Source organism: Microcoleus sp. T3_B1 (genome assembly GCF_036700445.1).
Classification (GTDB): Bacteria; Cyanobacteriota; Cyanobacteriia; order Cyanobacteriales; family Microcoleaceae; genus Microcoleus.
Window position 1 is genome coordinate 28,460 of the sequence record NZ_JAUBOX010000017.1, and the last position, 26,570, is coordinate 55,029.

Sequence of the window (26,570 nt, forward strand, 5' to 3'; positions counted from 1 at the left end):
AAATGGGCGACAGCTTATTGAAATATCAAGAGGAGTAATCATGTGCCGATCGTACTAATTATCCTGGCGCTTGTAGTTGGCATTGTTGGCGCGATCGCCCTTGGAGGATACCGCTGGCATCTGGGTACCAAGGAACTGCGAACAAATCTGGAAGCTGCGCGATCGCCGATTAAACCTCTCACATTTGATGCGCGGGAAATTGCCGATTTACCCCAGCCAGTGCAGCGCTACTTTCGCGCGGTGATCGAGGATGGACAACCGCTAATTGTAGCAGCGCGGGTTTCCCACGAAGGCACGTTTAACATGAGCGAAACCGCAGAAAAATGGAGCGCCTTCACCTCAACTCAATTGGTAATTACTCAGCGCCCAGGCTTTGACTGGGAGGGGCGAATTGCCATGATGCCCGGTATCAATGCGTTTGTTCATGATGCCTACATTTCTGGCGAAGGCATCCTCCATGCAGCGCTGCTGGGCCTGGTGACTCTGGCGGATCTCCGCGGCACTCCAGAAGCTGCACAAGGCGAACTGATGCGCTTTTTCGCGGAGGCGGCTTGGTATCCGACGAGACTGCTGCCGAGTCAGGGTGTTCGCTGGGATGCGATCGACAATTCTTCGGCCAGAGCAACGCTACAGGATGGCGACACCGCTGTTTCCCTGGATTTCCGCTTTGATGAAGCAGGGCTAATCGCCAGTATCCGCGCCGAGGCCCGCGCCCGTACAGTTAACGGCGGGCTGGTGTTTGCGCCCTGGCAAGGCCGCTTCTGGGACTACGAATTGCGAGACGGTATGCGGATTCCCCTCTCCGGTGAGGTGGCGTGGCAACTGCCTGATGGCTCGCTATTGCCCTACTGGCGCGGCCGCATCACGAATATTGCCTATGAGTTTGCACGATGATTCTATAGCAATCCTAAATGATTCAGATAAATTTGTAGGGGGTAGTGCTACCCCTACTCCCCGTGCCTACCCCTTATCTATCGGGCAACCACGGGGAGTAGGGGTCGGATTGCCCCTACAATAATTATGCAAATGATTTAGGATTGCTATAGTTTGTGTTGTCGGTTGCGTCGGAGATTTTCTCCCCTATTTCATGGGAACAATCTGATAATTAGAGTACACAGGTAAACGGCTATTAGCAAAAAAAGTTAATTACCCATGAACATTTCAGAACTCAAGACAGCAGTAAGGGAACTTCCAGAAAATGAACTCGCAGAGTTTCTCGAATGGCTTGATGAGTTTCAAGCAGCTCTCGCCGATCGCCAGTGGATCGATGGTGTACGAGTTAAGATAGATGCTGCTGTTGCCATGTCGGAACATACTCCACCGATTGATGGCGAAACGTTTATTGCAGGGATTTTGGATCGTTTCCGGCAAGTACGCGAGAGTAAACAAGGCTATACTAATTGAAATGCTTGTATGATAGTTGCATTCAATTCCTGCATTTTCTGACTTCCTAACTCGCCCAATCTTCTCACTATTAATCTCTGTTCAAGACTGACAATCCGAGTCACTATAACTTTAGAAGATACTTTTAATCCCGTGCTGGGAAATTCTGGATCTGAAGCATTTAAAGCAAATTCATCTAAACTTAGGGTAGTGACATTTTGCGAAGAAATGAAGCAGAGCGTAATTTCATCTATGGTTGAACTTGCCCACAGCACTAAAGCCGGACGTAACTTTTTCTGACTCAAATCTGTAAAGGGAAATTCAGCTAAAACAATATCTCCTTTTTTTAGCTTCACTAAATTGGCTCTCCATCTTCAAGGGTGTAAATATCAGGTTCGTCGTGCAGGAATTGAAATGCTCCTCCGCTTTGGGCTAACTGGGCTATTTCCGCAGTAGAAGGATAGGGGATGTTACTAAATAGTTTTGCTTTGATTAGCAATTGCTCTTCTTCTGAGAGTGTCTGGATGATTTGTACTAAGGATTCAATGAGTTTTGTGTTCATAGCTGAAAAAATCTGGGGATATTTTATCTTACTTCAACAAGGCAACCTTCGATCGCTTCATAGAGGTTTTGCAGCAATTCCTCAAAAGTTTCTCCCTCAGTTGCACAGCCAGGAATAGCAGGAACTTCTGCCCAGTATCCGCCTTCTTCTGCTTCGTGAATGATAATTTTGATTTTCAATTGATCCTCCTAATTTATTCTCAAAACTTACCTGTTCATTACTGTAGCAGACTTTACTCCTCCAAGTCCACCTGTTTAACCTGCTCTAAAGGTATATCTAGCGCTTCTGCAATTTGCTCGTCGCTCAAGCCAAACTGCCGTAATTTATCAATTGTTTCAATCTTAGTTTGATTTTTGCTTTCCTCCTGCAAGTCGGGAATTTCCGGCTGACTTTTATCTGGCGTAGGAGTAGAGGGTTCAGGGCAATTATTTATGCAGCCAATACCAATAAGATTTTTATTAATATTGTTTTCATTGCCAAAAGTTATATTCAGATTTATATGCCTTTCTAAGACGGATTCAAGATTACTTTTTTTCACTTGTTCGCCAAACACTTCAGATAACATTTGCAAAAGCTCGTGACTAGCCTTTTTAACGTGCTGGGAGCTATAACCATAAGTTTCTGCAACGTCAGCATATCTTTGACGCTTCAGTATGCCTGCGATAATCCTCCGCTGCAAGTTATTTAGACGTTTACCTGTGTTGGTATAGACAGCTTCATCGACAAATTGCAATATCTGAGGACTATCCATAGGTGGGATGGTGAGATAGGTATGGTTACTATACCAAACTTTTTCCAACTTTTTCCAACTTTTTCCAGCTAGTATCTAAAGTGTCTATAGCAATTTTATGAAGATCCAACTTTTTCCCACTTTTTTGGGTTTACGGCTTTGAATGCTCCGTTTATAATTAAAAGTAATGATTATATTAATATTTGTGTAAAGTCAATTGCGATTATTTCCTACAAGCGTAATAAACTGCAAATGAGAAATTTCCGCCAATATTCAAATATATGTAAATATGAAGCATTACATCAAGAATATGGATATGGTGGCATGAGGATAAATAAAATGCTATTAGCAATATGTACTATTTCATTATTAGCTACTTCAATTAAATCCGTAGCTCAGCAACCTACAAATAGACCAGATACTGGCACCATCAAACAAGGCTCTGGTACTTCAACTAAAAAAGCACCGATATCATCACCTACTCCATCGCAAAATGTTTTAACACTCAACGATACTACCGCTGTACAACAAACAAATAAAGAAACTGATTGGATCACAATGGTAGTTTCTCTACTTAGCTTACTTGTATCTTCTGCTGTTGCTTATAGCTCTAATTTTAGAAAAGAACGTATTCAGTTATGTTTTGGAAGAGATATCATACTTTTCCCCGTTCCTAAAACTAATGTTACAACAAGTAGTACAAGCATTGCGGGAGTAGGATTTAACCTACCGATCACATTTTACAATTGGAGTCCAAAAGGTGGAACAATTCAACGTATTCGCTTAGTTGTTTCCAAACAAGGTCATGATGATTGTTATGACATGACATGGACTACCTTCGTTAAGATTGAAAATTCTGAATTTCAAGATGAAAATTTAGCTCAGCCAATTGCTATAAAAGGTCTTTCTTCGGTGAATAAAGTAATTCGGTTTGATTGGATTACTGAAATAGGAGGAAGACAATTCCAGGTCAAAACAGGTGATTACGAGTTGATGATTTATGCATAAACAAAAGATGTACCAGTGCCTGACTTAGGATTCAAAAGTTGTTTTACCATTAAAGATGAGGACGATCTGAATTTCAAGAATATTATGGCTCAAAATAAAAGCACTTCAATTTGGATACCACTGAAAGCAAATGAAAAGCCAAATCGGTTTTTATCAAGAAACGATGTTGATACATTTTATCCTAAATCAATAGTAAAATAGTTTGTGATTAAGGAGTATTTTAAAGTATGTCTGACAATAATCGGTCAATTAATGTGAGTGGTGGAAATGTTTACGGTGCTGTGAGCGGTGGAACCATCTACGGTGCTTCTAACAGGGGAAACGTCGCTAATCAAATGACCCAGGGAGCTAGTATCCAAGTCAACAATATATTAGACATCTCCGAAAACAATCAAAGCCTCTGTGTAGTTAAGTTCTAGGACGTAAATGTAATCCTCCTAAATTAGCTAGTGTGTACGATAAAACCAGACTTTGAGATATTTATTGTTGATAATTATGCCAAAATATTGAGTGAAATCTGTTAATTTTAATCTGACGCTTTCACCGCATTTCCTAATGGTAATATTAAAGCTCCAATTCGCAACCTTACTATTCCACAAATCGTTAAAATTACTTGCTCATATTTTTGGGGATTCAACCTAAATCTTTCTTGTACAACTCGAAATATTTTGAGCGAGCGAATTCGATGTTCAACAAAGATTCTTTTAGCCGAAAATGCTTTGTTTTGTTCTTTTTGTTCAGTTGTTAATTCTCGATTTCTGGGTTTTTTAATGGGAGTTGTTATTAAATCTTCTCCAACGTAACCTTTATCTCCCTTAAATCTCTGTTGAGGGTCAAACTCGGAGCGATATTCCCGGAATAAGGTTATATCGCTTTTAGGTCCAGGTTCCCCTGCCACAACATCAACTATATCTCTACCATCTGGCATGATAATTATTTGACTTTTGAATGTATGATTACTCTTCTTGCCTGAAAAGTATTTTTCTTGTTCATCCTTATCTCCAGGTCTCTCTCTGACTTGTTCGTAGGTATCTACTATTAATTCATATTCTGTGAGTATTTCCTTAACTATTGCATGGTCAGCAGCGTTTTTTTTTACTTGTTCCAGCAAGCTAGATGGTAGCAATTGTCGCAGGTGCGGCAACCAATAGTTAAATGTATCATTAGCTGTAGACTCACTTACTCCAAACTGGATGCCCAGAAGTTGAAATGTTGTCATATGCCTCAGATAGACTAAGGTTAAAATTATTTGTTCTGTCAGAGATAGTTTCGGTTTCCGACCTCCTCCTCCAGCAATAATTCTCACTTTCTTTGCTTCTAGTAAAGCTTGTTTTTCATGATGTAATCCTTCGGCATTTTGGAGCAATTGTTGTAACTCTTCATAGGCCAGACCAATTAATCGCTGTGTTTGTTTAGGATTTTCTTCAATATGATTCAGGATGTCGCTCATCTTTCTGTGTAAAAAAGGTCTCTTATGTTCTTTTACCACATAATGTTACTATTTTGGAGATGTCTATTATCTGAGTCTGAGCAAAAGCAAACTCTTGCTGCTTCAGCTAAAGAAATTCAACAACTTCTCGAACAGTTAGCAAGAATTAATCCAAATCCTACTGAAGCCGAAAAGATTGAGTACGTTCATGATGAAACAACCCCTAGTTTCAAGCGTCGCTTGATTGCTGCATTGCAGGCTAGTGGTGAAGCTGCGATCGAAGAGTTTTTAGACACTCGCTATGTCATTGTCGGGAAGGCTATCGTTAAAGGTTGGATGAAACCAGAATAAATTGTGGTGCGTGAAGTGCGATCGCCCTAACCAGAAAAAAGCCCGATCGCCCGCAACTCCAAATCGTTTCAACGTCAGGAATATCATACCGCCGCGCGATCGCATCTTAGTTGCGATCGCGCCTATCTTTGTAAAACTCCCCTGGAAGTTGCAATTACTACGCTAAGCTGCTACCGTTAACATAGACGCATCGTAGGAAAACAACTGATGACACTAACAGAATTACTCCCTACCATTAGACAACTGTCTGCGATCGAGAAACGAGAGTTAATCCGCATTCTAATGGCGGAAGAAGATATCAGTGAGGATATTTTCCCTTTGGAACCTTACAAGATTTACTACCTACCAACACCCTACGATACTTTTGGTGCTGGTGCAGCTTTGATGCAGGCAATGAATTTGGCTAACAACAACGAAAACTGAGTATTATGCGATTCCAATACTCTACCAATGACCCCTCTCAAGATGAGTTTGATAGCCTACCCCGCATTCCCTTGATTCTGCACCACAATAACCAGGGAGTCGAAGTTGTTGGGTTAGTAGATAGCGGTGCAACCGTGAATGTATTGCCTTACCAAATAGGAACTCAGCTTGGCTTAGTTTGGGATGACAGTAAAGCCATTATTCGACTTGCTGGTAACATTGGTAATCAACCAGCGATGCCAGTATTTTTCATGGCTGAAATAGGGGAGTTTGCTCCGGTAAGATTAGTATTTGCTTGGGCAAAAAGTGACCGCGTATCATTGATTCTGGGACAGACAAATTTCTTCTTAGAATTTGACGTTCACTTTTATCGTTCTCGGCTTGAGTTCGATATTGAGCTGAAGCGTTAATCTCCACCAGAATTCATGTACCCAGCGCATCCCATAAATCTGACATCGGCTCATCAAAATCCTCAGCAATTACCAACGGCATCCCGCGCAGAGGATAATGCTTTTGCGCTGTCAATCCAGCACTCGAAATCTCAGCTAAATCTGTCAACATAGAAGGCTCAGCATTCGACAAGCGCGTCTGACGCAAAAAACTCAATAGCACCTGAAGTAAATCATCTGATGCTCGATCGATCTCATTGATTAGTTCTTCCCGGACGGTCACGATCGCACATTCTCCTTGCTAGACTTCTGTACCCATTATAATTATCCAAGAGCCGCTTTATTAAAACTTCCGCATCAGGGCCCAGAAACCGGGTTTTTTGCCTTGGGTACTGGCTGCAACGAAATATTTTCCTAAAAACCCGGTTTCTTTCTAAAAAAAACATTGCCGCATCCTTGGGAATGGCTAAGCCACCCCAAATCCCGTATATTCGCGCACATAGGTTGCTTGAAATCCCAAGATAATATCATCCTCTGCCACACCCATTGCCACCAACTCGTGCGCGACTCGCATCTCCGTTGTATTCTGCTGCAACCAAATCTTGCCATCCTTAATATCCAAATGGATCACACATCCATACACCCGCCGATGCCCATCCCAACCAACATTCGTCACCTGATAATGATCCCGCTGCGTATCAAAAATTATTTGCGACTCGATCGCACCGTTGGAGACCGGAATTGCCGCATATTGGGTCAATAATGCTTGAATCGACTGACGATAATGCTCTAGTTTATCCATTGCACAATCACCTCATTTATTGGCTCGTAAACAATGCGGTTAACTTGATGCCGCTCTACCGAGATTCTTCAACTTTATTGTACTTCCAATCGCGTCTATCTGGAAAAGCTCGATCGACCTTCTGAACAATAAGTCTATTCTGTGTTTGTAGATCGATCGACCTCACCCTCACCCTCATCCTCCAAAACTTCACCCAAATAGCGCTGCACAAACTCCCGCGCTGCATCTATATCTAGCAACTTTAACGCCACAACCATCTTCACAAGCGTGTCTCCCGTTGGATCGATGAGCTCATTAAACCAACGATAGACAACGGAACGTCGCACGCCCATTGCGATCGCCAATTTGTTTTGGCTAATGCCATAGGTATTCAGCACATCTCTCAAAACTCGACCAGCTTTCCCCATGCACCCCATGATGCCAAGGGATGCCCCAACCGTAAATGACTACATATATGTATTCATTGCGGTATGATATTGGTAACTACACATATGTAGTCATAGGTTGATTTTGAAGATGAGGACTTCCCAATGGCTAAAGACTTTCCAATCGAACCGCCCAAGGACACCCAACAAGAGGCAGAACCCACGGACGATCGAGAAAACCGGGAACCCGTGCGTATCATGGTTGTTGGCTCCCGCCAAGGCATAACCGCCGTAGTAAATTGGCTGGTGCGACTAGGTTTTGCCCAAATGGCAGACTGGAGCGACTTGCAGCGTGCACCGAATACCGGCCAGTGGATGCGCGTGCTCACCAAATGGTTGCAGAAGAATTGACGCAACTGACGAGGAGGGCGATCGCATTTCATAAACCTGATGTTTCGGAATCGTGCGATCGCCCGTCAAGTTCGTAGGCCGGGGCCGGGGCGTAGCCATCGCCCTATTGATACAATCGAGATAGCGGTCGTTATTCCCGATTCCCACCATGACATTCATCAACCCCAAAACCGATTACGCCTTCAAAAAAATATTTGGTTCCTCAGAAAGCAAAGACATTCTGATCAGCTTTCTCAACGCCATAATTTACGAGGGCAATCCTACCATTGAAGACTTAGAAATTATCGACCCCAACCTCCCGCCCAAAGTCGAAGGTTTAAAAGACTCCTCTTTAGATGTCAAAGCCCAACTAGCCGACGGTACTTTAGTCATCATTGAAATGCAGGTATTAAACGTCGAATCTTTCGGACAAAGAATCTTGTACAACGCCGCCAAAACCTACGCATCTCAATTGCAAAAGGGACAAGGATATCGAATGCTCAGACCAGTAATTGCCTTAACAATAACTGATTTCGAGATGTTTAAAAACAGCAACAACTTAATTTCGCGATTTGTCTACAAAGAAGAGATTTCTAACTTACCCTATCCCGATAACGATCTAAAGTTAGTATTTGTAGAATTACCAAAATTTACCAAAACAGTAGACCGACTAGAAACTCTAGCAGATAAATGGCTCTATTTCATGAAATACGCGGTAACGATAACGGAAATCCCGCCAGTAATGGATAGCGTACCCGAAATCCATCAAGCTTTTGACATCGCAGATCGAGTGAATTTAAGCCCGGAGGAAATAGCAAATATCGAACGGCAAGAAATGTTTATTTACGACCAGCAAGGAGCGATAATTAAAGCTGTTAAAGATGCTGTTCAAGAAAGCAGACAAGAAAGCAGACAAGAAGGCCGACAAGAAGGCCGACAAGAAGAAAAGCTGACGATCGCACGGCAGTTACTCGATCGCCTAGATGACGCAACAATCGCTCAAATAACCGGACTTAGCGTTGAGTACGTGCAGAATTTGCGATCGGAATGAGATTTATTTCAAAAAGAGCACCGATGATAAAATCGAAATAGCGATCGTGATTCCCGATTCCAACCATGACATTCATCAACCCCAAAACCGATTACGCCTTCAAAAAAATATTTGGCTCCTCAGAAAGCAAAGACATTCTCATCAGCTTTCTCAACGCCATGATTTACGATGGCAATCCTACCATTGCAGACTTAGAAATTATCGACCCTAACTTACCGCCCAAAGTCGAAGGCTTGAAAGATACTTATTTAGATGTCAAAGCCAAACTAATTGATGGTAGGCTAGTCATTATTGAAATGCAGGTATTAAACGTAGAGTCTTTCGGCAAGAGAGTTTTGTACAACGCAGCCAAAACTTACGCCTTTCAATTGCAAAAAGGAGAAGGCTACCGAATGCTCAAACCAGTGATAGCATTAACACTGACTGATTTCGAGATGTTTGCAAATAGCGCTCGACTAATTTCGAGATTTGTCTACAAAGAAGTAACGAGCAATCTCCCATATACCGATAATAACATCGAGTTGGTATTTGTAGAACTTCCTAAATTCACCAAAGAAGTAGACCAGCTAGAAACCCTTGCGGATAAATGGATATATTTCATGAAATATGCGAGGACAATAACGGATGTCCCGGCAGTAATGGATAGCGTTCCAGAGATTCATCAAGCCTTTGACATCGCAAATCAAGTCAATTTAACACCTGATGAATTGGCGGATATCGAACGGCGAGAAATGTTTATTTATGACCAACAAGGAGCTATACTCCAAGCCGTTCAAGCAGAAAAGCTGGCGATCGCACGGCAATTGCTCGATCGCCTGGATGATGCAACTATCAGTCAAACAACCGGACTCAGTATAGAGGATGTGCGGAATTTGCGATCGGAAGTTTGATGCGTCGAAAACCAGACATGACTTTGTTCGCGTCCATTTTCTTAGTCTCGCGTTGCGCGGACTTCGTTTGACAAGAAGCGGTTGAAACCGCCGAGTCATAAACCCTACCTCAAAAACAACTTATAAGCCGGATTTTGACTCTCATCCCCATACTGATAGCCCAGCGTATCCAAAAAAGCCTGCCATTCCTGCATCTCATCGGGCGGTACTTGAATTCCCACCACAATTCGCCCGTAATCGGCGCCATTATTTCGATAGTGAAAAACGCTGATATTCCAGTTAGGACTCATCGAACCGACAAACTTCATCAACGCACCCGGACGTTCGGGAAATTCAAAGCGATAAAACAATTCATGATCTGCCAGCATCGAACGCCCGCCCACCATATGCCGCACGTGCAATTTCGTTAATTCATCATCAGTTAAATCCAAAGTCTTGAAACCACAATCTTCAAAACTTGCGGCTATCTTCACCGCATCCGCACGGTTTTCAATTTGCACGCCGATAAAAATATGTGCTTCTTTTTCATCCGCAATTCGATAGCTAAATTCAGTTAAATTGCGCTTGCCCAGACATTCGCAAAACCTGCGGAGACTTCCCGGTTGTTCGGGAATTGTGACTGCAAAAATGGCTTCGCGGCGTTCGCCAAACTCGGCTCTTTCTGCTACAAAACGCAGCCGATCAAAATTCATGTTCGCGCCACAAGCAACAGCAATTAATGTTTCTCCTGCGATTTGTTCCCGTTCCACGTAAGCTTTCGCACCTGCGATCGCCAAAGCGCCAGCAGGTTCTAAGATCGATCGCGTATCTTCAAAAACATCCTTAATCGCCGCGCAAACATCATCCGTATCCACCAAAATAATCTCATCCACATACTCCTGACACAACCGAAAAGTTTCCTCCCCAACTTCCCGCACAGCAACGCCATCAGCAAATAAACCCACCTGCGACAAACGCACCCGTTTACCCGCTTTCAGGGATTGATTCATTGCATCGGAATCCACCGGTTCGACGCCAATAATCTTAATTTCCGGCCGCAACCGCTTGACATAGGCCGCAATTCCCGAAATCAATCCGCCGCCACCAATTGCCACAAAAATCGCGTGAATTGGTTTTTGATGTTGCCGCAGAATTTCCATGCCGATCGTACCCTGTCCAGCAATCACGTAGGGGTCATCAAAAGGGTGAATAAAAGTCATACCTTTTTGGGCCTCTAATTGACGCGCAAAAGCGTAAGCATCATCGTAAGCATCCCCATGCAAGACTACCTCTCCACCACGGGCTATCACCGCATTTACCTTCACCTGCGGCGTCGTTACGGGCATGACTATGATCGCGCGAGTTCCGAGGTGGCGGGCGGCGAGGGCGACTCCTTGGGCGTGGTTGCCGGCGGAAGCTGCAATGACGCCTTGTGCTAGCAAATCCGGCGACAGTTGCGCCATTTTGTTGTACGCACCCCGCAGTTTGAAGGAAAACACCGACTGCATATCCTCTCGCTTCAGCAAAAGTTTATTGTTGAGCCGTGCTGATAGATTCGGGGCGCATTCTAGGGCTGTTTCTTGAGCAACATCGTAGACGCGGGCGGTGAGGATTTGTACTAGGTAATCGCAAAGCATGGGGTTAGCAGGTTGGTTGATGCCGGATGGTGGGTTAATTGTACGGCACTTGTGCGATCGTTAGGTCGGGATTTTGGGGCGATCGCAGTTCGCAGTTAACGAAAGATTCAGTCAACTTGGTTTGATTTAGTTACATAAATAGTCAATCCTATTCTGGCATCCCGATCGAACTTTAACCCTACTTCTGCCTCCGAGGTTATTTCCACCTGATTGTGGGAAATATCATTAAGCTGAATGCTCTCAATTTTAGGAGAGTAGCAGTACGACAATTCATCATTAACTAAAACTAGAAAAACACGTCCTCCTACAGTTAAGGTAACTTCCTGAACTTTGGCTACGCCTGCTTGTGGCTTTTTGAACCACTCAGTAATTTTTCCAATCTCCCTTACCAGCCCTCGATCGATCTGGCGTAAAATTATATTGTAGGTGACTAAATCGGCAAGGGATTTACATAAAGCCTCAACAAAATCACCTAAGTCCAACAGTTCTTGAGTTCCCAAAATCTCATCTGTAGAGCCGTGTGCTGCTTTATTTCGATAGTCAACCAGTTGTTTGAGTTCTCCTTCTGCCGTGTTTTGACTGCCGCCAACTTCCTCTACAAAATATTTAATTTCTTTGTGGTTAATTACCCATTTCCACGCCTCATCAATCCCAGCATTTTTCAAAACTGTTTCTAGCACTTCCTTCCGTAAATTTTGCTCGTGCAATAGGAAAGCATCAGGAAGTAGTTCGTATTTTCCAGTGTCAGTAATTCCACAGGATAATCCTTGCACTACTTTCTCAACTGAAAGGTGTTGAAACCTATTCTTTTTGATGTCAATCAATAAACGCCCTATACCCTCTCGATGGGTATTTTGGATTTTTTCTCCCAAATCTGAATAACGTGGAACCAAATCGGGCATCCGTCGCAGCCAATCAGAAATTAAATCCTCAACGAAGCGCTCGTAAATAGCATACAATCGGGTTACAACAGCAGAGCGATCGTAAATTTCCCACTCCTTTTCGCTAGGAATTACGTCTATTAATGCGGCAAATTCATCATCTTCTGCCAACTTCTGTTTATTTAAACTGTCTCGAAATACGATTCTTCTAAGTCGATGGTTAGTCTTGATTATCGCACGAACTGTTGAAATTTTGACACTAGCTTTCTCGATCAGCTCCTCAAACATCGCAAGTTACTCTCCGATAACTTGCGAAAGCATTTCGTCAAATATTCCGAGCCGCTCCTGAATCTCTGCTTTACTTGTTCCACCTCCTGTCAAAAAACGAGCTTCCGGTTGGTTAAAGAGGTTTTTTGTTGCTTCAATAACGCGATGTCTTCCAGACATTAATTGATAGGCATCAAGTAAATGCTTGTTAAAACCAAGCATAGTCGCATCATAATAGAATCGATTGGATTGTTCAGACCAAGTTTGAGATTGAGGATCGAATGGTTTAAATAAATGCTGTCCGTAAACTCGATAGGCTAATGAAAGAGTTTCTATAAAAGAATCTTCCAGAAAATTAATATCGTGCAGGGAAAAACTTGCAGTTTTCATCATATACAAGTCTAAAAAATCTGGCAGTTCCATTTGATAATGTTCTATATTTCTTAGGGCAAAAAAACGCAAAACTAATTCAGCATCTTCCATTTTTTCATAAATACTGTTCTTCTCTAAGTCTCGGCTTTTATCGTCTGTCGGAATTCCCCAAGCTTCAGCAAATATGGGATTGCGCGCTAATCTTAGCAACAGTTCATTGAACTTTCCACCATACAAAATGTTTCTCATTTCCTGTTGGCTGAAATTTAATCTTCCAGTATTTAGACGTTCAAAGGTTTTCTTTTTGAGGAACTTGTCTGCTTCAGGATTGGATGTTAATTCGGCAAGAATTGCTATTGAGGATATGGATCTGCGATCGATATTAGCCCTAATTTGTAGAGGAAGTCTGCTGTAGGTATGTCCATTTAATTCAGGCAAAATTTCCAGCTCAGTCAGTTTTAGTTGGTTTTCATAAAACTCTTGAATAGCGGAGATTCGCTGCTCACCATCCAAGACTTCATAAGGCTTGAAATCTTGTTTATACAGAATTATTGAAGGTACGGGAATATTGAGAATAAATGACTCTATCAATCTGGATTTCATCGTCGCAGTCCAACGACCCCTTCTTTGGTAGAACGATCGCATTTCTATATAATTAGAAAGTTTTAATGATTCAACAAACCGGGGAAGCTTTTCACGGTTAATTTCGGTAACGATTGGTGTTTCTTTGAAGTCGTAGCGCTGGTATGTGTCGCGATCGAACCTGCGATGATCTGGTGTGTTTTGGGACCAACTATTCCACATCTTTTCTTCAAATGGTGCGAGCTGCATTTCCGTAGTCTCCCTAAGCACAACTTGTTAATAATTATAGCATTTTCAGGATTAGCCGATCGACTCAAATCTAGCAAACTAGCGATCGCAAATTATCGCTGCAGAAGATCGATCGCCCTTACCCGATCGCCAAATCCGATTTTATGGCAAAATTAGCCTAGAATGAAATATGAAATCTGGCTATCGGGCAAGCTGTAGCGAATGTTGCCCTCGTGAGTCCTGACTTCGTTTTTGCCGTTTACCCCGGTTCTAAAATCCGGTTTGTGAGCGTATTAGTCCGTAATCCTTGATTTAGTATGTAAAATCATGAACGTACAAATTACAGATTTGCGTGCGGTTGACGAGCCAAAAATTCAACAGGTAGCTAAATTAATAGTTGAAGGTTTTAAAGAGCATTGGCCCGATGCTTGGCCCGATCTAAATTCTGCTTTGCAAGAAGTGCAAGAATCTTTGGGAGCCGATCGCATCAGTCGAATTGCTGTGGCCGACAACAATCAAGTTTTGGGATGGATTGGCGGGATTAAACAGTATGACGGTAATGTTTGGGAACTGCACCCGCTGGTAGTGGGAACAGAATTTCGCAGACAAGGAATTGGTCGATCGCTCGTAGCTGATTTAGCAGCAGAAGCTAAAAACCGGGGAGGGATCGTGCTGTGGGTGGGTACCGACGACGAAGACAATCAAACCACTCTTTCAGGCATCAATCTTTATCCTAACGTTTGGGAACACGTCGCCAAAATTAGAAATTTGCGCGGTCATCCCTACGAATTTTATCAAAAGATGGGTTTTGCGATCGTGGGAGTGATGCCCGACGCGAACGGAATTGGCAAGCCAGATATTTACATGGCAAAGCGGTTGTAAAGTTTAATGTAGGTTCTAAATTTACTGACTGGTGGCTTGCCAATTCAACACTTAGCAAAATTAGTTGTTGAAAGTTTCCCAGAAAATCGGTCTAGTCTGGACGTGCGAACCCCGTTCGAGGGTCGCTGATAAACAAACCCAGAACTAACGAATCCATCACCGTATCCCAGACAGGAGTCAAACGCTCTGCATCGTCAACCCAGTAATCAAAAGTAATCAAACACTGAACATTAGAACCCAATCCAATACAGATTCGCGAATAAGCTTCCCGCTGTTCTGGAGGGTCGATAAACTTAAATTCAGTCCAAACAACGCGGGCAGTTTGCCGCTTCAATTGGATAATTTCCCCAAAAGCGATCGGATTTCGCGTATCATCTTCAACTACCTTCTGTAATAGCGGCACCAGCGGAAAATCTGCCCAGTTATTAGGTGGTAGCAAATTAAACGAAACCTCCAAACGACAATCATCATCCGGCGGCTTTTTATCCGTAAACCGGAACGAATTAGTATCCGGTTCAAAATGCCAATCTTCCGGGACATCAAAGCGGACTGCACCTCTTCCTGCTACAAAAATTCGGGTTCCCGGCTTTGACTTCCAATTGTGGTCTTCTTTGAGTTCTAGAGTTTCCTTGAGCCATGCTTGCTTTTTGCGCTTAGACATAAACAGAACACCAAATTGCTGCTAATGTGTAGTTTTAGACCTTGCCAACACATTTTAACTCTATTTTGCTCGCCGTTTGCTCAAATATAACAATCCTTACAAAAATTATGAATTCCTCTCTTCTCTATTCCTCTGTGTTCTCTGCGCCTCTGCGGTAAAAAAGAATTCCTTTCACAATTGGCTAACTTTTATTTTTCACTCTTGGGAATCACATACCTAATTCCGCCTTTATTCCCAGCCGCATCGCCATTGTAGCGGGGGATAACATGAATAGCCGCGTGACTGCGACTTTGACCAGCCTGTTTATTAATATTGATTCCCACATTAAAACCGTCTGGCTGAAACTCTTTACTTAACATTTCTTGCACCTTATTAGCCATAAACCAGCAAGCGGATTGCTCTCGAAACGGCAGTTCAAAATAATTGGCAACGTGACGCTTGGGGATGATTAAAACATGACCTTTGCTGGCGGGATAACCGTCAAACATCGCATAAGCTGTTGCTGATTCAGTTAGCAAAATTAGGTTTTTATACGGATTGCAGAATATGCAGTGATTAGTTGAATTTCTTTGATGATTGTAATGCACGTATTTGTAAATTTCGCAAGACTCATCTAGGTGAACTGGCTTAAAAGGAAGTTTGACAATGCACTGATATGTAGGTTTTTTGTGGACATAATGTTCTCGAAAGCCTTCTTTTTTGATATCCCTTCTCACCGCAAAATACGCCTGCCCTCCCGGTTTCAACAGGTGCGACACTTCCATCAGGACATTAGCTTGTTCTTCGGGAAACAAAACATTCAAAACATAAAAGCAAATGATTGTGTCGAATTTATCTTCGGGGAATTCCGGGAAATAATAAGGGTCATAACCCGTAATATCGAAGCCTTTTTGCTGCAACAATCTAACATCGCTGCCCAAGCCGCACCCAAAATCTAAGACTTTGCCTTGCAGCAAGTTTTTATCCAATAAAAATCTGGCTGGAAAGGACAGGGAAATTCTTTCCATTGCCGTCAGGTGGCTGAATTTATTTTGTTGCTTTTTCATGGGGGCATAAATTTGATTTCAATCGTTGTTTTTAGTCTTTTCGTAAAGGTTTTGTTAAAATTCCGAGAATTTTGTCAACTTCGTTAATATAATAATCGTTCAAGTCAATAAAAGCTGTTTGATTTACCAATTTGAGAAACTTCCAAGCATTTCCCGTGGTAACACCTCCGTAAATCGCCTCAATTTCATCATTTTGCTGTTGATTGAATCGCTGGGCTCCCAACATTTCAGCAATACACTGTCCTAATCCGTTTTTGATGTTTTCATTTTTGGCTTCTACTAAGGTTACAACTGGTGTTCTGATTTCGTACAAATCGCTGGATGCGGTGAGGATATAATCGCAGTACCCGTTAAGTCCACTTTCGGGATCGGCATTAAATTCCGTGCCGGAAAAAAAGCCGATTTGGAAGTTTAAAATGCGCCGTACTTCTAATAATACGGGAGCAATAATTAACTCGGATCGAGCTTTTTCAGTATTGATAGCATTGGCGAGAGGGATATATTCTGCTAGGGTTGTTTTGAGATATTCGCTAGGTGCAATTGATTCTACATCTGCAAACAAAACAGTTTTTTCATTAACAGTGAGGTTAAATGCTGCACGCACTTTGGTGATGGTAGTAAATTCACTATATGACATTTTAAAAGTCCTTAACTTAACTAAAAAATACCGATGATACTTGAGATTTTACCATTATTGCAGTTTGGCGATCGCCCCTTTTTCCACCAACACCTTACCAGTCACCAAATCCCGCACCGTCGCCAACAAAACCCGCCTCTCATCCACCTCAAAACTCACCGAAACCCTGTCAATTCCCAATACCCCAGGCGGATTCAAATGCGCTACGCAAACCTGCTGGTGGTGGCTTTCCAGAGAGCGAAAATCCGTTTGTTTGTTGAGTAAGCTGCTCATCATTTGCCCTTTTTCGTTAAAAATAACCTCCGCTTGCAATACCTCCGCAACTTCCCCAATATCTAACCGAATTTCCCTTTGCCCTTCAATTGCCACTTGCAACGTCAACTCTTCGGAACTTTGGCAGGGATACTTCATTTCCTTGCTAAATATCGGCGAATAAGCATAAGCTTTAGCATAAGGTTCCCAGAGGCGAATTGCATAGCTGTGGCGCAAATAATCGTCAACACTCGCTAATTGTGTCAATGCTAAAGCACCGTGCGCCACTGCTTCAAAAGGCTTGTCTCTTTGGACTTTTTGCCGCCCAAAATACGAAACCACTAAGTTAGATACAGCCGGAATTAGAGAAGTTCCTCCTACCAGCAAAACCTGTTCGATATCTGCTTTACCGATACCTTTTCCCTGTGCAATAATCAGCACTTCATCTAAACTTTCCCGCAACTGTTCTAACAACTGCCTAGATTCCAGAATTTCCTCAAGCTTCTCTCGGTTTAGCTGCAAGTCGTAAGACATAAAATTTTCATCGTCAAACCAGCTTTCCTTCGCCTCATTAACTTGAGAAAGCTGAATTTTTAATTTTTCCGCTATGTCTAATAAATTTTGCCAGCCAATTGGGCCGACTTCTGCCCGCGATGAACCAATTTGCCGCAAATAATCTTCGACAATCCAGATGTCAATATCTTCGCCGCCTACATAAGCATCGGATTTTGCTAACACTTCGGCACGCACCCCCCCCAGCCCCCCCTTGCTAAGGGGGGGAGCGAGATTTATCTCCCCCTTGCTAAGGGGGGGAGCGAGATTTATCTCCCCCTTACTAAGGGGGGAATCGAGATTTATCTCCCCCTTACTAAGGGGGGAATCGAGATTTATCTCCCCCTTACTAAGGGGGGAATCGAGATTTCTCCCCCCCTTGCTAAGGGGGGGTAAGGGGGGGGTTACAGCAGTGCGAACTAAACTTAAATCTAAAGTTCCGCCGCCAAAATCAACTACTAAAACTAGAGAGCCGGGGCGTTTTACTGCATATCCCAGGGCGGCGGCTGTGGATTCATCTATTACCTGAACTTCCGCAACTCCCAAACTTTCTCCTAAGTCGCGAAACCAATCTAGATATCGCTCAAATGATCCAACGGGGACGGTAAAAATTACTTTGTCTGCCTGTATATTTTGTAAATATAATTGTTTCCAAATAGTTTTGATAAACTGTTCAGCTACTGATTCGACTGTGTAGGTTTCGCCGTCGATATTGCGGGGCGGCGGCTGAAAATCGGCAGCTAAATTGCGTTTAAAAGCTTTGAAAAAACGGTCGGGCTGGGATTGTCCCAAACGCTGCGATCGCACTTTTTCTCCTAACACCAACTCTCCCGCCTTGTTCACAAAGACTAAAGTCGGCACTACAGATATTTCTCGAACATCTCCGCTCGAATTCTTGGTTTTAAAAATGCGGGACATCTCGCCCAATCTCAAAGTTTCTGGTGTTTGCGTATCCGGGTTAAGAATGCAGACAACCGTGTTGCTGGTGCCGAAGTCAATGGCAACTGTAGTCATGGTGATTTTAAATTTAAAATTTAATTTTTCATTCCCGCTGGCAGGGTGCGACTAACTTTAGCAGGAGTAAGAATTCGCTCTCCCTCGCGATAGCCGACAAACCGAATATAAACTAATTCTCCTTCTGTTATATCCTCAACATCCGGCTGGTGCAACTGCGGATTGTAAGGAGTTTGTTCCCACGCAGAACCGATTGTTTGAAAATCCCAGCTTGATAACAGGTTTTCTAAGGGAGTAAACAAAGCTGAGAGATTTTTGGCGGGCATATCCGGCTTGGCTTCTGCCATTTTGCGGGCGGCGGGATAGTTGGTTAACAAAGTTTGCAACTGTTCAAAGGTAGCGCGGCGAAAATCGGCAGTTAGTTGAGCTTTTTGCTGCTGCAATTCTTCTCGCAGCCGGAAACACTGCTGCCTCAATTCTTCTATTTCGCTGGGATTAGTTGTGATTGTAGCCGATATTGGCAGCGCGCTCAAAGTGCGATCGAACTCTTGAAAATTCAAATTCAGCACTGTTGCCAGCCGCCTCAGTTGGTCTAGGGTGAGTTTTCCCACGTCTCCCTGCCGCACTAAGCGCACCCCAAAGCGACTTAAGCCTGCTTTTTCGCCTAAATCTTGCCAATCGAGAATGTCTAGCTGATTCATGCGTTCCCGCAGAATTGTATCGTACTTAAACTCGATCGCATCTCCCGCCTCAGATGCAGCATAAACGTACACTAAAATTAGAAAAATGCCCCCGATAGCTAGCGCGAAGCTGAAGGCAGGCACTGTTGTTACATCAACTGTTGCACCCAGGATATCAAACATCTTTAACTCTTCTAAACTTGTTTTAAAGTCTGCGTTTGTTCAACGACCAAATTTTCTTCGCCTTGGTAGTATTCTGGCAGCAAGTCTTGAGATTCTACTTTTCCGAGGGCTTTTTCAATTCCGGCGGTGGTTTCGGTGCAACTCGAACCTGTGGCGTTGAGGACGGTTTCGGTAATTTTGCCGTCTTTGCCGATGCGGTATTCTATTTGGCGGTATTCTGCCATAATTCTGCCTCGTGGTTTAATGCTTGAGTGTTGACTCTTGAGTGTTGAGTTATATTATAGATTCTATTTACCAATTATTCTAATGAATTTTTGTAGCGACAATGCAACCGGGGTTTCGCCGGAGATTATGGCTGCGATTGCAGCGGCTAATTGCGGTGCTGTGATGTCTTACGGAGATGATGAATATACACAGCGTTTGCAAGTTAAATTTTCGGATTTGTTCGAGACATCGGTGACTGTTTTTCCGGTAGCAACTGGTTCTGCTGCTAATGCTCTGGCCCTTGCGGTTGTTACTCCTCCTTACGGCGCTGTTTACTGTCACGCGGCATCTCATATTAATGTAGATGAATGCGGCGCGCCGGAGTTTTTTACAGGCGGTGCAAAGTTAGTAACAGTAACAGGAAATCATGCTAAAATAGAGGCAGAGACTTTAGGAAAAATACTCGATCGCGCTGGTGCAGGTGTCGTCCATCACGTACAGCCCGCAGCCGTCAGCATCACTCAAGCAACGGAAGCCGGCACAGTCTACAATCCAGCGGACATTTCCCATATTTCGGAAGTAGTTCGCGCTCACAATTTGCACCTGCACATGGATGGAGCTCGCTTTGCCAATGCTGTCGCGAGTTTGGGCTGTTCTCCTGCGGATATCACTTGGCGCGCTGGTGTAGATATTCTCTCGTTTGGAGCGACAAAAAACGGCGCGATGGCTGCGGAAGCTGTGGTTTTTTTAAATCGCGAATTAGCAAAGACTTTCCCTTTTTACCGCAAGCGCAGCGGGCATCTTTTCTCGAAAATGCGGTTTTTGTCGGCGCAGTTGGAAGCGTATATAACGGATGATTTGTGGCTGAAGAATGCGGCTCATGCAAATAATATGGCCGCCAAATTAGCCGCAGGTTTGGCGGGAGTTGAGGGAGCGAATTTTTGCCATCGGGTTGAAGCCAACGAGATTTTTATTCAACTTCCCGAATCGGTAATTACAGCGGTTTTAGCTGAGGGCTTTCTGTTTTATCGGTGGGATGAATGTACTGTTAGACTGGTAACGGCTTTTAATACTTTGGAAGCGGATGTTATTGCTTTCGTGGAAGCGGTTAAACGACATCAATGATTAAAATGTAGGGGCGGGTTTTACAAATAATACCGGCCAGCTATGAACAATCTAAGAAACCCGCCCCCACCTAACAAATCATCCACATCAACCTTGATTTATATATTAAATGCGAAAAATAGGCGCGGGGATTTCTCGTTGGGTGGGGGCGGGTTTGAGAGATTGTTTGTTATTTACAATTATTGTTGGTGAAACCCGCCCCTACATTTTAAATGGGAAAAATAGGCACGGGGATTTCTCGTTGGGTGGGGGCGGGCTTGAGAGATTGCTGGTTATTTACAATTATTGTTTGTGAAACCCGTACCTACAATTTAATAGATTGAGGAACAGGTTCGGCAACTGCGGCTAGTTCGGGTTCAGCCTCTTCGAGATGTGCTTCTAAAAGGGCCAGATTCCTCATGTTTGATTTATAAAAAGCATCGAAGATATCTCCTACTAAAGGTACTGATCCCACAACGGCTTCTAGACCGATGTTGTAAACCATTTTCCCTAGAGTTTTTTGGGGAATGTTGAATCGAGTTGCTAAATAAATTAGGTAGGCGGAAAACGCGGTATCTACGATATCCCCAGCACCCGGAACTAAACCGATAATGGGATCTAAACCAATGCGAAATTTAGTGCCGGGGATGCCAATGGCGGTATCCATCAGGCGGCTGAGTTTGCGGATGCGGTTGAGGGTGGCGAGACGCTCTATGTTGTTCATATTATTATTGTTGAACTAGGTTGAAAATTTGAAATCTGTCGGAAGACGGAAAAAACCATCTAGAAACCGCTCATTTTCCATCTTCGCTAATATGCTGAATTCCCCATTCGTGCATGGCATTAATAATCGGTTTGAGACTTTCGCCCAAAGGCGTTAGCGAATATTCAACTTTTGGCGGCACTTGCAGGTAAATTTCCCGGTGCACGATCGCATCTGATTCCATTTCCCGCAGTTGCTGCGTCAGCATCTTCTGAGTAATGCCGTTGACAGCTCGTTGCAGCTCGTTAAAGCGCTTCACTCCTGGAAACAACTCCCGCAGAATCAAGACTTTCCAGCGCCCGCCTATCACCTCTAGAGTGCGTTCTACAGGGCAATTTGCTCGATCGACCTTTACTTCTTGGACTTGCATAGTATCTTTTTGGTAAGTACCGCACTTTTAAGTGCGTACTATCCATAATAGCTTGACTCGGTTTAAAATAAAAACATCAAAGAAACACCCGATAAATTTCACTGAGGATTCAGAAAATGATTACCGTCAGAAAAAGTGAAGCAAGAGGACACGCTAATCACGGTTGGCTGGACAGTTACCACACATTTTCTTTTGCCGGCTATTACGATCCAAATTATATGAATTTTCGCTCTTTGCGGGTAATTAATGAGGATTTCGTTAGCCCCGGCAGAGGTTTCGGCACTCACGGCCACAGCGACATGGAAATCATTACTTATGTATTAGAAGGAGCATTAGAACACAAGGATAGTTTGGGTACCGGTGCAGTGATTAAACCCGGTGAAGTGCAGCGGATGAGTGCAGGTACGGGTATCCAGCACAGCGAGTTCAATAACTCGCAAACAGACCCGGTTCATTTGCTGCAAATCTGGCTGTTACCCGATACAAAAGGCTTGCAGCCGAGTTACGAGCAGCGCGAATTTCCCCTAGCAGAAAGGCACGGAAAACTGCGCTTAGTGGCGGCGCGAGATGCGAGAGATGGTGCTGTGAAAGTGCATCAAGATGTTGATTTGTATGCGGCTGTTTTGGATAAAGAATCGCGGGTTTCTCATGCTTTGCAGCCGAATCGCCATGCTTGGGTGCAAGTGGCTCGCGGCTCGGTTTTGCTGAACGGTTTGACCTTGAAAAATGGCGACGCTGCGGCGGTTAGCGGTGAGTATGAGGTGGTGATTGAAGCGGCAGCAGATGCAGAAATTTTGCTTTTTGATTTAGCATAAAATTGGGCAGCCTACATACTCAGTAAGGTGCGTAATTCGCACCCTACTTAGGGTGGGTTACTACTTAGGAAATAAGTAAATAGGAGGAAGAAAGTAAATTTTATTTGTGATATTTTTTCTAAGGGTGAGTCTTTAGGATAAATTTTTATGCAACAAAACCCGATCGCCAGAAAGCATCTTGTTTGGAGCCTCATCACTGGTTTAGCAGTCGGCGCGATCGCAGGCGCACCCCTCGGCTGGATGGCTAATGGGGAATATTCGCGGCAGCGTAGGGCTGAAAGTATCATTTGCCGAGATCAAAATAGAGATAAGCCAGTTGCTATGGTTGAGTCTATTTGTGGTTCCCAATTCTAAATTTTTCTGCTAGCCAGAGGGCTGTGTCAAATATTGTGAGGCTTGTGCGAATGTCGAAAGTTCGATCGCGCAGGCATTTTCGCGTTGTAAATATGCCACAAACCGGATAACTTTTCCGTCAGTTGATATGTGGGTATGTTAAATTGACACAATAATGAATTACAGCAGAACAATTCCGGCTATTTTGAGTGCTACGATCGCCCTGAGTTCGATCGCCCTCATCCCACTGACATCACCTCAAATCGCCCTCGCATTAACCGCCGACAAAGTTAAAACCGTTGCCCAACAAATTACTGTTCGCATCCAGGGGGCAAAAGGCGGTTCAGGAGTAATTTTAGAGAAGCAGGGCAGCACATACTATATTCTCACAAACTGGCACGTTGTCGATAAAGCCGGCGATTACGAGGTCGTAACTCCCGACGGCAAAGCTCACTCTGTATACTATAGCCTCGTGCGGCGAATGCCCGGTGCGGATTTGGCGATCGTACCTTTCAGCAGCACTCAAAGCTACCCCTTGGCTCAATTAGCCAATTCCGCAGCAACTAAGGGAAACAAGGCTTATGTGGCGGGCTGGCCGATATCCGGCGGTTCCCTGAGACAGCCGATTTTCATCGCCACGGAAGGTCAGCTTACCGGCCGCCAAACTCCCTGGAACGGCTATACTTTGGTATACAACAACTTAGTGAGAGCGGGCATGAGCGGGGGCCCGGTGCTCGATGATGCAGGGCGAGTTGTCGCAATTAACGGCATTGTCAGGTTAGAGGAAAACTCCGATAAAATCGTGGCGGCGGGAATAGAAATTAATACTTTCATGAAATGGCGATCGACTATTTCCCTGCCAGTCGTTCCCCAATCTCCTACTGCCGGAAACCCTAAAACTCCGGCGAATAATGCGCCCCGCACGCCCGCAAGTGCGATCGCCTTTGCTGCTACAAATACCCTCAAAGGGCCTTCGGAAGTTGTCAGTTCCCTTGCCCTTGCTTCAGCTTATTTTACCACAGGAAATAGCAACGGCACTATCTCAGTTTGGAATTTTCCCAGCGGGCAATTAAAAACTACCCTGCAAGGTCACACGGAAGCCGTAAACGCACTGGCCGCGAGTGCGGACTCCCAGGTGTTAGCTAGCGGCAGCGACGACAAAACTGTGAAAATTTGGAATTTAGAAACTGGTGCGGTTGTACGCACTTTGAGCGGGCATTCCAATGCAGTTTCGAGCGTTGCCGTTAGCCCTGATGGTCAATTTGTAGCCAGCGGCAGTTGGGACAAAACGATTAAGATTTGGAACCCGAAAACGGGGGAACTGCTGCGGACTTTGACCGGGCATTCTGGGTTGGTGAATGCTGTTGCAATTAGCCCCGACAACAAAACTTTAGCTAGCGGCAGTAAAGATGGTTCAATTAGGTTGTGGAATTTAGCTAGCGGTCAAGCAATTCGCACGATTGGCGGCAAAAACTTGGCTGTTTTGTCGCTAGCTTTTACTCCCGACGGCAAAAGTTTAGCTGCGGGAAACAGCAATGGCACTGTTGGGTTGTGGAATGCCGGAAACGGGCAGTTAATTCGGCGTTTAAGCGGGCATACTGACGGGGTTTGGTCGGTGGCATTCAGTCGGGATGGCACTACGCTGGTTACTGGGAGTTGGGATAAGAGTGTGAGACTTTGGGATGTGCGATCGGGGGATTTGAGAGGTAATTTGAGCGGGCATTCTGGCTATGTTAGTGCTGTGGCTATTAGCAGCGATGGGAAGACTATTGTTAGTGCGGGTTGGTTGGGGGAAATTAAGATTTGGAAAAGGAGTTGAGATTTTTTTTATTTAACCGCAGAGGGCGCAGAGGGCGCAGAGGAAGAGTAGAGAGAACAGGGTTTGCGTTTGATTGAGTGGTGTTATACGATCGAGATATTTGGGATAAAAAAATGAGTGGACTAAAGACTAAATTGCCAACTGATATCTGGGTGGTAGCAACCTGGGAAGAGTTCATCGCGATGGCAGATGACCCAGCTTACAGTAAAGCAAAATGCTATTACCGCAACGGACAAATGAGGATTGAAACTATGTCAGTAGGGCCTGATCATTCACGAGATAATGCGATCGCACTTTTCGCAATTAATCTATTTTGTACTATCAAAGGTATTTCTCTTAACGGATTGGATAACTGTAGCTACCGGAAAACTGGAGTGCGAGAGTGTCAACCGGATGTATCATATTATATTGGAGAAAGAGCGCAATTAGCACCGAGGGGAAGTTCGATCGCAAGTCTTGATGTTACCCCACCGCCAGATTTAGTGATAGAGGTTGCGGACTCAACTTTGGCTGATGATATTGGTGAAAAACGGTTGCTTTACGAAGAGTTAAAAGTCGCTGAATATTGGGTAGTAGACGTGCAGAAATCTCAAATTATTGCCTTTGCTATTATTGCTGATAATGGCAGTCGGCGGCTTGTGCGATCGGAAGTTTTGCCGGGATTAACTATTGCTGTGTTGGAAGAGGCTTTGCGGCGGAGTCGCACTGAAGATCAAGCACAGGTAGGGGCTTGGTTGCTGGCTCAATTTCAGCAGTAATCTAAATAGAAAGCGATCGCCCTCTCTGCAAAAAAGCGCGATTGTCCAACCTACTTTATTTTAACTCCCGAAGCTACACGACTAAATCTTCGATCGAGAATTTCAATAAGTCGCACAGGGCTTTCATCTGTGCTGGGTATAGCTTGGGGACGTGTCTGTCGGTTTCCCAGTTGATAACTGTGGATTCCACCACATTACACGCTCTTGCCACTTGTATTCTAGTCAAACCTAGACTTTCACGTCTTTCTCTTAGCTTTTGCCCCAGCGTCATTATCTATCCCGTACTTAGTTCAGTTTATTCTATTTATTCAGTTGACTATATGTAGTTCGTGTCATAACCTAGATATAGACACAAAGTCTAACAAAGGTCAAAAGCCAGTCCGCGCCCTAGACAAGCATTGAACTGGCTTTTGCTCCAACACTGAATGGAGACAAACTTAATTATGCCCTACAAACAGCGCCTTAACAGGTGGTTGGTTGTTCGCCTGCTTCCCAATATGCAGCGAATCACTGTGGCCCACTTTTTCAGGCATTCCGATGCTGACGGCTATCTGCGGATCGTCCGGCAGTTAATCCCCAAGGCTCAATTTGTGATTGTTTTTAATGCCGATATCAACCTAGAAACAGCGCCTAACAACATCGAAGGCAGCTAGTTGAGGGTTCGGGTAGGCACGGACTCTACTGGTAGGGTGCGTCGGTTGGTAGCGATTCGATGTACATCGGCTACTCATTTCCGGGCTTGGCACCCTACTACCTAGCATTTTGCTTCAAAGTCCGATCGACACTTATGATAGATTTGGTTCTTGCCAGACTACACTGGGAAACAAAATCAAATTAG

General features: G+C 44.0%; 38 protein-coding genes. 18 read left to right on the forward strand and 20 right to left on the reverse strand.

Annotated features, from left to right (window positions below; genetic code table 11):
• Positions 1 to 42 precede the first annotated feature (42 nt).
• Together QT990_RS11760 and QT990_RS11765 are read left to right on the forward strand one after the other, a co-directional pair.
• Positions 43 to 894: a DUF6920 family protein gene (locus QT990_RS11760; RefSeq protein WP_333142595.1), complete on the forward strand. Its 852-nt coding sequence runs from the start codon at positions 43 to 45 to the stop codon at positions 892 to 894.
• 258 nt (positions 895 to 1,152) lie between these two features.
• Entirely contained in the window at positions 1,153 to 1,404 is a 252-nt protein-coding gene (locus QT990_RS11765; protein ID WP_333142594.1) for a hypothetical protein, read from the forward strand.
• On the opposite strand, the gene QT990_RS11770 is transcribed toward QT990_RS11765, so the two are convergent.
• Genes QT990_RS11770 through QT990_RS11785 form a run of 4 tightly spaced genes read right to left on the reverse strand, consistent with a single transcriptional unit; the run spans position 1,392 to position 2,696 of the window.
• Positions 1,392 to 1,739 (reverse strand): type II toxin-antitoxin system PemK/MazF family toxin, encoded by a 348-nt coding sequence (locus QT990_RS11770; protein WP_333142593.1) that lies wholly within the window; start codon positions 1,737 to 1,739, stop codon positions 1,392 to 1,394. The genes QT990_RS11765 and QT990_RS11770 overlap by 13 nt on opposite strands.
• Positions 1,739 to 1,945, reverse strand: a complete 207-nt coding sequence (locus tag QT990_RS11775; protein WP_333142592.1) for a hypothetical protein — start codon at positions 1,943 to 1,945, stop codon at positions 1,739 to 1,741. Before QT990_RS11775 ends, QT990_RS11770 begins: the two co-directional genes overlap by 1 nt.
• 23 nt (positions 1,946 to 1,968) lie before the next feature.
• Entirely contained in the window at positions 1,969 to 2,124 is a 156-nt protein-coding gene (locus QT990_RS11780; RefSeq protein ID WP_333142591.1) for a type II toxin-antitoxin system HicB family antitoxin, read from the reverse strand.
• Between the two features lie 53 nt (positions 2,125 to 2,177).
• Complete coding sequence (locus QT990_RS11785; protein WP_333142620.1) at positions 2,178 to 2,696, reverse strand: hypothetical protein; 519 nt, start codon at positions 2,694 to 2,696, stop codon at positions 2,178 to 2,180.
• 138 nt (positions 2,697 to 2,834) lie between these two features.
• On the opposite strand from QT990_RS11785, the gene QT990_RS11790 reads away from it, so the two are divergent.
• Positions 2,835 to 3,683, forward strand: coding sequence for a hypothetical protein (locus tag QT990_RS11790; protein ID WP_333142590.1), 849 nt, complete (start codon positions 2,835 to 2,837; stop codon positions 3,681 to 3,683).
• A 227-nt stretch (positions 3,684 to 3,910) separates the two neighbouring features.
• The gene (locus QT990_RS11795) at positions 3,911 to 4,102 is read left to right on the forward strand and encodes a hypothetical protein (RefSeq protein WP_333465276.1); all 192 of its coding nucleotides are present in this window, start codon (positions 3,911 to 3,913) and stop codon (positions 4,100 to 4,102) included.
• Positions 4,103 to 4,209: 107 nt separating this feature from the next.
• On the opposite strand, the gene QT990_RS11800 is transcribed toward QT990_RS11795, so the two are convergent.
• Positions 4,210 to 5,133 carry a transposase family protein gene (locus tag QT990_RS11800; RefSeq protein WP_333465277.1) on the reverse strand — a complete coding sequence of 308 codons (924 nt, stop codon included), beginning with the start codon at positions 5,131 to 5,133 and terminating at the stop codon, positions 4,210 to 4,212.
• Positions 5,134 to 5,175: 42 nt separating this feature from the next.
• On the opposite strand from QT990_RS11800, the gene QT990_RS11805 reads away from it, so the two are divergent.
• From QT990_RS11805 to QT990_RS11820, 4 genes are read left to right on the forward strand one after another with little or no spacing between them, the layout of a single operon-like run.
• Positions 5,176 to 5,463: a hypothetical protein gene (locus QT990_RS11805; protein ID WP_333465278.1), complete on the forward strand. Its 288-nt coding sequence runs from the start codon at positions 5,176 to 5,178 to the stop codon at positions 5,461 to 5,463.
• A 1-nt stretch (position 5,464) separates the two neighbouring features.
• Positions 5,465 to 5,629, forward strand: a complete 165-nt coding sequence (locus QT990_RS11810; protein WP_333142588.1) for a hypothetical protein — start codon at positions 5,465 to 5,467, stop codon at positions 5,627 to 5,629.
• A 41-nt stretch (positions 5,630 to 5,670) separates the two neighbouring features.
• Positions 5,671 to 5,886, forward strand: a complete 216-nt coding sequence (locus tag QT990_RS11815; RefSeq protein ID WP_333142587.1) for a hypothetical protein — start codon at positions 5,671 to 5,673, stop codon at positions 5,884 to 5,886.
• Positions 5,887 to 5,891: 5 nt separating this feature from the next.
• Positions 5,892 to 6,296, forward strand: a complete 405-nt coding sequence (locus QT990_RS11820; RefSeq protein ID WP_333142586.1) for a hypothetical protein — start codon at positions 5,892 to 5,894, stop codon at positions 6,294 to 6,296.
• A gap of 13 nt (positions 6,297 to 6,309) precedes the next feature.
• Here the strand turns inward: QT990_RS11820 and QT990_RS11825 are convergent, their stop codons facing one another.
• The 3 genes from QT990_RS11825 to QT990_RS11835 all read right to left on the reverse strand — a co-directional run bounded on the left by QT990_RS11825 (position 6,310) and on the right by QT990_RS11835 (position 7,484).
• Positions 6,310 to 6,558 (reverse strand): hypothetical protein, encoded by a 249-nt coding sequence (locus QT990_RS11825; protein ID WP_333142585.1) that lies wholly within the window; start codon positions 6,556 to 6,558, stop codon positions 6,310 to 6,312.
• A 183-nt stretch (positions 6,559 to 6,741) separates the two neighbouring features.
• Positions 6,742 to 7,077, reverse strand: a complete 336-nt coding sequence (locus QT990_RS11830) for a XisI protein (RefSeq protein WP_333142584.1) — start codon at positions 7,075 to 7,077, stop codon at positions 6,742 to 6,744.
• Positions 7,078 to 7,211: 134 nt separating this feature from the next.
• The gene (locus QT990_RS11835) at positions 7,212 to 7,484 is read right to left on the reverse strand and encodes a helix-turn-helix transcriptional regulator (RefSeq protein WP_333032399.1); all 273 of its coding nucleotides are present in this window, start codon (positions 7,482 to 7,484) and stop codon (positions 7,212 to 7,214) included.
• Between the two features lie 123 nt (positions 7,485 to 7,607).
• Here QT990_RS11835 and QT990_RS11840 point away from each other — a divergent pair, with 123 nt between their 5' ends.
• The 3 genes from QT990_RS11840 to QT990_RS11850 all read left to right on the forward strand — a co-directional run bounded on the left by QT990_RS11840 (position 7,608) and on the right by QT990_RS11850 (position 9,773).
• Positions 7,608 to 7,853, forward strand: a complete 246-nt coding sequence (locus QT990_RS11840; RefSeq protein ID WP_333142582.1) for a hypothetical protein — start codon at positions 7,608 to 7,610, stop codon at positions 7,851 to 7,853.
• 148 nt (positions 7,854 to 8,001) lie between these two features.
• Complete coding sequence (locus tag QT990_RS11845) at positions 8,002 to 8,883, forward strand: Rpn family recombination-promoting nuclease/putative transposase (RefSeq protein ID WP_333142581.1); 882 nt, start codon at positions 8,002 to 8,004, stop codon at positions 8,881 to 8,883.
• 65 nt (positions 8,884 to 8,948) lie between these two features.
• Positions 8,949 to 9,773 carry an Rpn family recombination-promoting nuclease/putative transposase gene (locus tag QT990_RS11850; RefSeq protein WP_333142580.1) on the forward strand — a complete coding sequence of 275 codons (825 nt, stop codon included), beginning with the start codon at positions 8,949 to 8,951 and terminating at the stop codon, positions 9,771 to 9,773.
• 104 nt (positions 9,774 to 9,877) lie between these two features.
• On the opposite strand, the gene ilvA is transcribed toward QT990_RS11850, so the two are convergent.
• From ilvA to QT990_RS11865, 3 genes are all read right to left on the reverse strand, one after another.
• On the reverse strand, positions 9,878 to 11,410 hold the full coding sequence (gene ilvA / locus QT990_RS11855; protein WP_333142619.1) for a threonine ammonia-lyase, biosynthetic: 1,533 nt from the start codon (positions 11,408 to 11,410) through the stop codon (positions 9,878 to 9,880).
• An 86-nt stretch (positions 11,411 to 11,496) separates the two neighbouring features.
• Positions 11,497 to 12,558: an MAE_28990/MAE_18760 family HEPN-like nuclease gene (locus tag QT990_RS11860; protein WP_333142579.1), complete on the reverse strand. Its 1,062-nt coding sequence runs from the start codon at positions 12,556 to 12,558 to the stop codon at positions 11,497 to 11,499.
• A 6-nt stretch (positions 12,559 to 12,564) separates the two neighbouring features.
• The gene (locus QT990_RS11865) at positions 12,565 to 13,740 is read right to left on the reverse strand and encodes a DUF262 domain-containing protein (RefSeq protein ID WP_333142578.1); all 1,176 of its coding nucleotides are present in this window, start codon (positions 13,738 to 13,740) and stop codon (positions 12,565 to 12,567) included.
• Positions 13,741 to 14,046: 306 nt separating this feature from the next.
• Between QT990_RS11865 and QT990_RS11870 the strand changes: the two genes are divergently transcribed.
• Positions 14,047 to 14,601, forward strand: a complete 555-nt coding sequence (locus tag QT990_RS11870) for a GNAT family N-acetyltransferase (RefSeq protein WP_333142577.1) — start codon at positions 14,047 to 14,049, stop codon at positions 14,599 to 14,601.
• Between the two features lie 91 nt (positions 14,602 to 14,692).
• Here the strand turns inward: QT990_RS11870 and QT990_RS11875 are convergent, their stop codons facing one another.
• The 6 genes from QT990_RS11875 to QT990_RS11900 form a co-directional block, all read right to left on the reverse strand.
• Positions 14,693 to 15,262 (reverse strand): hypothetical protein, encoded by a 570-nt coding sequence (locus QT990_RS11875; protein WP_333085073.1) that lies wholly within the window; start codon positions 15,260 to 15,262, stop codon positions 14,693 to 14,695.
• A gap of 188 nt (positions 15,263 to 15,450) precedes the next feature.
• On the reverse strand, positions 15,451 to 16,308 hold the full coding sequence (locus QT990_RS11880) for a bifunctional class I SAM-dependent methyltransferase/HIT family protein (RefSeq protein WP_333142576.1): 858 nt from the start codon (positions 16,306 to 16,308) through the stop codon (positions 15,451 to 15,453).
• Between the two features lie 31 nt (positions 16,309 to 16,339).
• Positions 16,340 to 16,945 carry a hypothetical protein gene (locus QT990_RS11885; protein WP_333142575.1) on the reverse strand — a complete coding sequence of 202 codons (606 nt, stop codon included), beginning with the start codon at positions 16,943 to 16,945 and terminating at the stop codon, positions 16,340 to 16,342.
• A gap of 54 nt (positions 16,946 to 16,999) precedes the next feature.
• Positions 17,000 to 18,763 carry an Hsp70 family protein gene (locus QT990_RS11890; RefSeq protein ID WP_333142574.1) on the reverse strand — a complete coding sequence of 588 codons (1,764 nt, stop codon included), beginning with the start codon at positions 18,761 to 18,763 and terminating at the stop codon, positions 17,000 to 17,002.
• 20 nt (positions 18,764 to 18,783) lie between these two features.
• Positions 18,784 to 19,566, reverse strand: coding sequence for an XRE family transcriptional regulator (locus QT990_RS11895; protein WP_333142573.1), 783 nt, complete (start codon positions 19,564 to 19,566; stop codon positions 18,784 to 18,786).
• 11 nt (positions 19,567 to 19,577) lie between these two features.
• The gene (locus QT990_RS11900) at positions 19,578 to 19,790 is read right to left on the reverse strand and encodes a DUF2997 domain-containing protein (protein ID WP_006633566.1); all 213 of its coding nucleotides are present in this window, start codon (positions 19,788 to 19,790) and stop codon (positions 19,578 to 19,580) included.
• An 82-nt stretch (positions 19,791 to 19,872) separates the two neighbouring features.
• Between QT990_RS11900 and QT990_RS11905 the strand changes: the two genes are divergently transcribed.
• Positions 19,873 to 20,895 (forward strand): beta-eliminating lyase-related protein, encoded by a 1,023-nt coding sequence (locus tag QT990_RS11905; RefSeq protein WP_333142572.1) that lies wholly within the window; start codon positions 19,873 to 19,875, stop codon positions 20,893 to 20,895.
• A 304-nt stretch (positions 20,896 to 21,199) separates the two neighbouring features.
• On the opposite strand, the gene QT990_RS11910 is transcribed toward QT990_RS11905, so the two are convergent.
• Positions 21,200 to 21,598: a DUF4112 domain-containing protein gene (locus QT990_RS11910; RefSeq protein WP_333142571.1), complete on the reverse strand. Its 399-nt coding sequence runs from the start codon at positions 21,596 to 21,598 to the stop codon at positions 21,200 to 21,202.
• A 70-nt stretch (positions 21,599 to 21,668) separates the two neighbouring features.
• Positions 21,669 to 22,007, reverse strand: coding sequence for a helix-turn-helix domain-containing protein (locus tag QT990_RS11915; protein WP_333129966.1), 339 nt, complete (start codon positions 22,005 to 22,007; stop codon positions 21,669 to 21,671).
• Between the two features lie 116 nt (positions 22,008 to 22,123).
• Here QT990_RS11915 and QT990_RS11920 point away from each other — a divergent pair, with 116 nt between their 5' ends.
• The 4 genes from QT990_RS11920 (at position 22,124) to QT990_RS11935 (ending at position 25,732) form a co-directional block, all read left to right on the forward strand.
• Entirely contained in the window at positions 22,124 to 22,822 is a 699-nt protein-coding gene (locus tag QT990_RS11920; RefSeq protein WP_333142569.1) for a pirin family protein, read from the forward strand.
• 147 nt (positions 22,823 to 22,969) lie between these two features.
• Positions 22,970 to 23,176: a hypothetical protein gene (locus tag QT990_RS11925; RefSeq protein ID WP_333142568.1), complete on the forward strand. Its 207-nt coding sequence runs from the start codon at positions 22,970 to 22,972 to the stop codon at positions 23,174 to 23,176.
• A 154-nt stretch (positions 23,177 to 23,330) separates the two neighbouring features.
• Positions 23,331 to 24,974 (forward strand): trypsin-like peptidase domain-containing protein, encoded by a 1,644-nt coding sequence (locus QT990_RS11930; protein ID WP_333142567.1) that lies wholly within the window; start codon positions 23,331 to 23,333, stop codon positions 24,972 to 24,974.
• A 113-nt stretch (positions 24,975 to 25,087) separates the two neighbouring features.
• Positions 25,088 to 25,732 carry a Uma2 family endonuclease gene (locus tag QT990_RS11935; protein WP_333052734.1) on the forward strand — a complete coding sequence of 215 codons (645 nt, stop codon included), beginning with the start codon at positions 25,088 to 25,090 and terminating at the stop codon, positions 25,730 to 25,732.
• Positions 25,733 to 25,805: 73 nt separating this feature from the next.
• Here QT990_RS11935 and QT990_RS11940 read toward each other — a convergent pair whose 3' ends face one another.
• Positions 25,806 to 26,003, reverse strand: coding sequence for a helix-turn-helix transcriptional regulator (locus QT990_RS11940; protein WP_332970604.1), 198 nt, complete (start codon positions 26,001 to 26,003; stop codon positions 25,806 to 25,808).
• A gap of 172 nt (positions 26,004 to 26,175) precedes the next feature.
• On the opposite strand from QT990_RS11940, the gene QT990_RS11945 reads away from it, so the two are divergent.
• On the forward strand, positions 26,176 to 26,385 hold the full coding sequence (locus tag QT990_RS11945) for a hypothetical protein (protein ID WP_332999805.1): 210 nt from the start codon (positions 26,176 to 26,178) through the stop codon (positions 26,383 to 26,385).
• Positions 26,386 to 26,570 lie beyond the last annotated feature (185 nt).